Origin of the sequence: Mesorhizobium sp. M7A.F.Ca.CA.002.05.1.1, assembly GCF_003998335.1 — a bacterium.
Lineage (GTDB): Bacteria > Pseudomonadota > Alphaproteobacteria > Rhizobiales > Rhizobiaceae > Mesorhizobium.
In genome coordinates this window covers 1-4383 of record NZ_RZQI01000510.1, presented here as the reverse complement: position 1 = coordinate 4383, position 4383 = coordinate 1, and the positions used below count along the sequence as shown (strand labels likewise).

At 64.7% G+C, this 4383-nt stretch carries 4 protein-coding genes; 3 read left to right on the top strand and 1 reads right to left on the bottom strand.

Going from position 1 to position 4383, the window contains the following annotated elements:
* The coding region (locus EN939_RS22750) for a glycosyltransferase (RefSeq protein WP_127269841.1) at window positions 1-815 on the bottom strand (815 nt) is incomplete at its 3' end.
* A 172-nt stretch (window positions 816-987) separates the two neighbouring features.
* Between EN939_RS22750 and EN939_RS22745 the strand changes: the two genes are divergently transcribed.
* From EN939_RS22745 to proC, 3 genes are all read left to right on the top strand, one after another.
* The gene (locus EN939_RS22745) at window positions 988-1986 is read left to right on the top strand and encodes a glycosyltransferase family 2 protein (RefSeq protein WP_127269839.1); all 999 of its coding nucleotides are present in this window, start codon (window positions 988-990) and stop codon (window positions 1984-1986) included.
* Window positions 1955-3301, top strand: coding sequence for an O-antigen ligase family protein (locus EN939_RS22740; RefSeq protein ID WP_127269837.1), 1347 nt, complete (start codon window positions 1955-1957; stop codon window positions 3299-3301). Before EN939_RS22745 ends, EN939_RS22740 begins: the two co-directional genes overlap by 32 nt.
* 61 nt (window positions 3302-3362) lie before the next feature.
* Window positions 3363-4178: a pyrroline-5-carboxylate reductase gene (gene proC, locus EN939_RS22735; RefSeq protein WP_127269835.1), complete on the top strand. Its 816-nt coding sequence runs from the start codon at window positions 3363-3365 to the stop codon at window positions 4176-4178.
* Window positions 4179-4383: the final 205 nt, after the last annotated feature.

Below are 4383 nucleotides of genomic sequence, written 5' to 3'. Positions count from 1 at the left end.
GGATGCTTCGAGGCGACGCCCGAAGGCATGTGGCCTGCGATGCGGATGCGGAAATCGGGCCGCAGATGCGGCACCACCTTGTCCAGGAACCAGTCGAGGCCGATGCGGTTCGGCTGCCAGGTCCAGGTGCCGATCAGGGCCGCGTCGCAGTCGATGCGGCGCGGGCCTTTCAGGGTTGGCGCCTGGGCACCGGTCACCAGCGGCAGCACCGCCGAGCGGTTGTCGGAGGCGACACCGAGTGCGGCGCGGTCTTCCTCGGCCAGGGTGAAGACGAAGCGCGCCCGGCGGCAGACACGCTCTTCGACGGCCTTGAGCAACCTCGCCTCACGACGAAACAGCAGGCGCTGGAAGAGGCTGCCGGCGGCAGCGGCGTTCTCCCGCGCCGAAAGATACTCGACATTGTGGGCAACGAAGATCGAAGGCCGCTCGGTGAACAGCTTTTCGAAGGCGCCGGCGAACTGCACGGAATTCAGCACGTAGCCGTCAACCGGTCCAGCTTGCTCGATGGCAGCGAGAACATCGCTGTCGGACACGGCGCGCAGCTTGACCGAGGCGAAGGTGAGGCCCGAAAGCAGCGCCTTGCCGACCCAGGCCAGCTTCTGCCGCGCGGAGGCATTGTCCGTGCGCACGTCGATGGCACCCAGCACCACGGTGTTTTCGGGGTCGGCCGCGGGTTTCCCCGGCCAGGTGAAACCAATGACGGTTACGCGCACGCCAGCGCGCCGCAGGGCGGCGATGATCGCAGCGTTTGCGATCTCGTAGCCCGAGGCGAGAGCACCGTCGGGCACGATCGATGTGGCGAACAGTAGATGCATCTCACCTATCCAGTGGTGTAGCCGGTAGCAAAGCGCGGTGAACCCTTGATTAAGCGAGCACATTCGACGGCCGAAAGCCTCTGCTTGCAGGCGTTCTCCGTGCAAGGTGATTAACGAAACCTTATCAACCGCGGTGCTACCAGAGCCCAACTCACCATGTGGCTGGACACGGATGATCCCTTTGCCATCGGACGGTTCGGTATCGGTCGCGGGACGCACGCCGCGGCTTGACGTCGAGGCCGTCGAAGCCGTCGTCACCTTGCCGACCTTCAAGCGTCCCGAGCAGGTGCTGGAAACGCTGGCGTCGCTGCGAGCGCAGCAAACCGGCAGGCGCTTTGCCGTGATCGTCATGGAGAACGAAGCCGAGGCGCGGGCCGGCGCCAAGGCAGCGCTGCCGCTGTTCGAGCGGGGCGAAATGTCGGGCCTGGTCATCATCGCGCATGAGCGCGGCAATTGCAGCGCCTACAATGCCGGCTGGCAGACAGCCATCCTGCAATTCCCGAACTTCAGGCATCTGCTGGTCATCGACGATGACGAGATCGCCGATCCGCAGTGGCTGGAACGGATGTGCCGGGCTGCCGAAACGCTCAGTGCCGATATTGTCGGCGGCCCGCAGGTGCCCGTGTTTGCCGACCCCGCCCATGCGCGATGGGCCGAGCATCCGGTGTTCGCGCCGCCTTATCGGGCAACCGGGCGGGTGCCGGCGCTCTATTCGTCCGGCAATCTTCTGGTCGGGCGCAACGTGCTGATCGCCATGGGTCCACCCTTTCTCGATCTCAGATTCAACTTCATGGGCGGCGGCGATTCCGACTTTCTCAGCCGGTCGGCGCAAAAGGGCTTTGTGCTGGGCTGGTGCGCCGAGGCCAAGGTGCATGAAACCGTCCCGGCCCGGCGTATCGAAGCCGACTGGATCCGGGCCCGCAGCCTGCGCAACGGTGTCATCTCGACACTGGTCGAAAAGAAGAAGCGCGCCGGCACACCGCTGGCCGGCGCCAAGGTGTTGCTGAAGAGCCTGGCACTGCTTGCCGCCTCGCCGCTTCGCGGCCTGATCCGGCTGGCGCGGACCGGATCGCCTGATATCGCCATCTACCCTGTCCATGTGGCGCTGGGCCGCGTGCTGGCCGAATTCGGATATGCCAATGAGCAATATCGCCAGCCTGAGAAAAACTGAGCGCGCGCCGCTCAGCGCCGCGTTCACGCGCGAAGGCGTGGCCACCGCCATTGCCGCGCTGCTGTTGACCGTCATCATGGTGTCCTTCCGGCCGTTCCAGCCGGGCGGCGCAGAACTCGCCGGTCAAGGCGGCGACATCGTCAACCAGCTTGGCTTCGGTTCGCTCGGCGCCATGTCGATCTTCTCGCTGATGGCCTTTGCCGATCCGCGTGTGGTGCGCTCGCTGCTCAGCCCGTCCTGGATGCTGATGCTGGGCTTCTTTTTCCTCTCGGTGATCCTGTCGACCGATCCGCCTTCGGCCATGCGCGCCGCCTCCTTCACCCTGATCGGCATCCTGACGATGGCGACGATCCTGGTGCTGCCTCGCGACGCCGAAGCCTTCTCGAAGGTGATCATCTTCACCGCCGTCGTGGTCATGGGCCTTTCCTATCTCGGGCTCATCGTTTTTCCGCATGAGGCGATGCACACCGCCGACTCGCAGGAGCCTGAGCATGCCGGCCTGTGGCGCGGCGTGTTCACCCACAAGAACATCGCCGGGCCGATCATGGCCTGCCTCAGCTTCGCGGGCCTCTATCTCTACCGGCGCGGACAGCGCTACTGGGGTGCCGGGATCTTCTTCGCTGCGATGATCTTCATGCTGCACACCGGCTCCAAGACGACAGCCGGCCTGGTGCCGTTCTCGATCCTGATCGTCATGTTCCCGAGCCTGATCGGCATGCGGCTCGGCACGCCGATCCTGTTTGCGCTGGCGATCGTCGCGACAGCGGTCGGCACGCTGGGCATCGTATTCCTGCCGCCGATAAAACATCTCGCGGCGATCTATTTCCCGGACATGACCTATACGGGCCGCACGACGCTGTGGGAGTTCGCCGGCAGCATGCTCGCGAAGAAGCCATGGACCGGTTACGGCTATGAGAGCTTCTGGGGCACGCCCTTGCTGCTCAACCAGGACCAGCCCTTCGACCGGCCGTGGGACATCCGGACCATCGTGCACGGCCATGACGGCTACCTCGACATCGCCGTGCTGATGGGCATTCCGGCACTCTGCGTGGCGGTCTACACTTTCCTCATCGCGCCGCTGCGCGACTACATGCGCATTCCGTTGCGCAGGGAAAACATTTTTCTCGGTGACTTCTTCATGATGGTGGTGCTGTTCACGGCGCTGAACGCTTTTCTCGAAAGCTTCTTCTTCCATCGCGGCGACCCGGTCTGGCTGTTCTTCGTGCTCGGCGTATTTGGCCTCAGGCAAGTCTCGCTGCGGCCGATGGCAGTGCGCGATCCCGATCGCGGCTCGCGATCTTTCCGTTCCTCCTGACGGGGGCTTCCCCGGGGAAGCGCCAGCGTCTATGTGAAAGCCTTCCTTCGGAGGGCTTTTGATGACGATCAGGCTTGTTCTCGCCGGCTGCGGCAATATGGGTTACGCCATGCTCTCAGGCTGGCTGAAATCCGGTAAGCTTGCGCCATCGGCGGTTTTCGTGGTCGAGCCCAATGCCGATCTGCGCAATCGCGCGGCCACGCTGGGCTGCGCGACATCAGCCGATGCCGGCAGCATCCCGGCCGATGCCGTGCCCGATCTCGTCGTCATCGCGGTGAAGCCGCAGGTGATCCGCGATGTCACCTCCGCCTACAAGCGTTTCGGCGATGGCCGCACCACCTTCGTCAGCATCGCCGCCGGCACGCCGGCCAACACCTTCGAGGAAATCCTCGGCAGCCGCGCGCCGATCGTGCGCTGCATGCCCAACACACCCGCGGCAATCGGCAAGGGCATGATGGTGGTGTTCTCCAACAAGCTCGTGTCGGATGACACCAAGCGTTTCGTCGCCGATCTTTTGTCGGCGAGCGGCGAAGTGGCCACCATCGACGACGAGGGCCTGATGGATGCGGTGACCGCCGTCTCCGGATCTGGGCCGGCCTACATCTTCCATTTCATCGAAGCGCTGACCGTGGCCGCCGAGAAGGCCGGGCTGCCAACGGCGACCGCCAAGCTGCTCGCCATGCAGACAGTCTATGGCGCCGCCTCGCTCGCCGCCGAAAGCGGCGAGGAACCGGGCGTGCTGCGCCAGCAGGTCACCAGCCCCAACGGCACGACGGCCGCGGCGCTGGCCGTGCTGATGGGCGAGCACCGGCTGACGCGCCTTCTCACAGAGGCGGTGGAGGCTGCGCGGCTGCGGTCGGTCGAGCTGGGGAAGTAATCGTCAACTCCTCCGCTGCCGAAGTTTTGATGGGTCGGACGTGCTTGCGTTGATGGCTTGGCGGAAATGCACATCGCTTCGTCATCCTGGGGCGAAGCAAGGAGCGCAGCGACGCGGCGCAGACCCCAGGATCCATGCCGCGACTTCAAAGCGCTGCTGCGGTGCAGAATTCTGCTCCGCTGCATTCCTCGACCAAGATCACGGC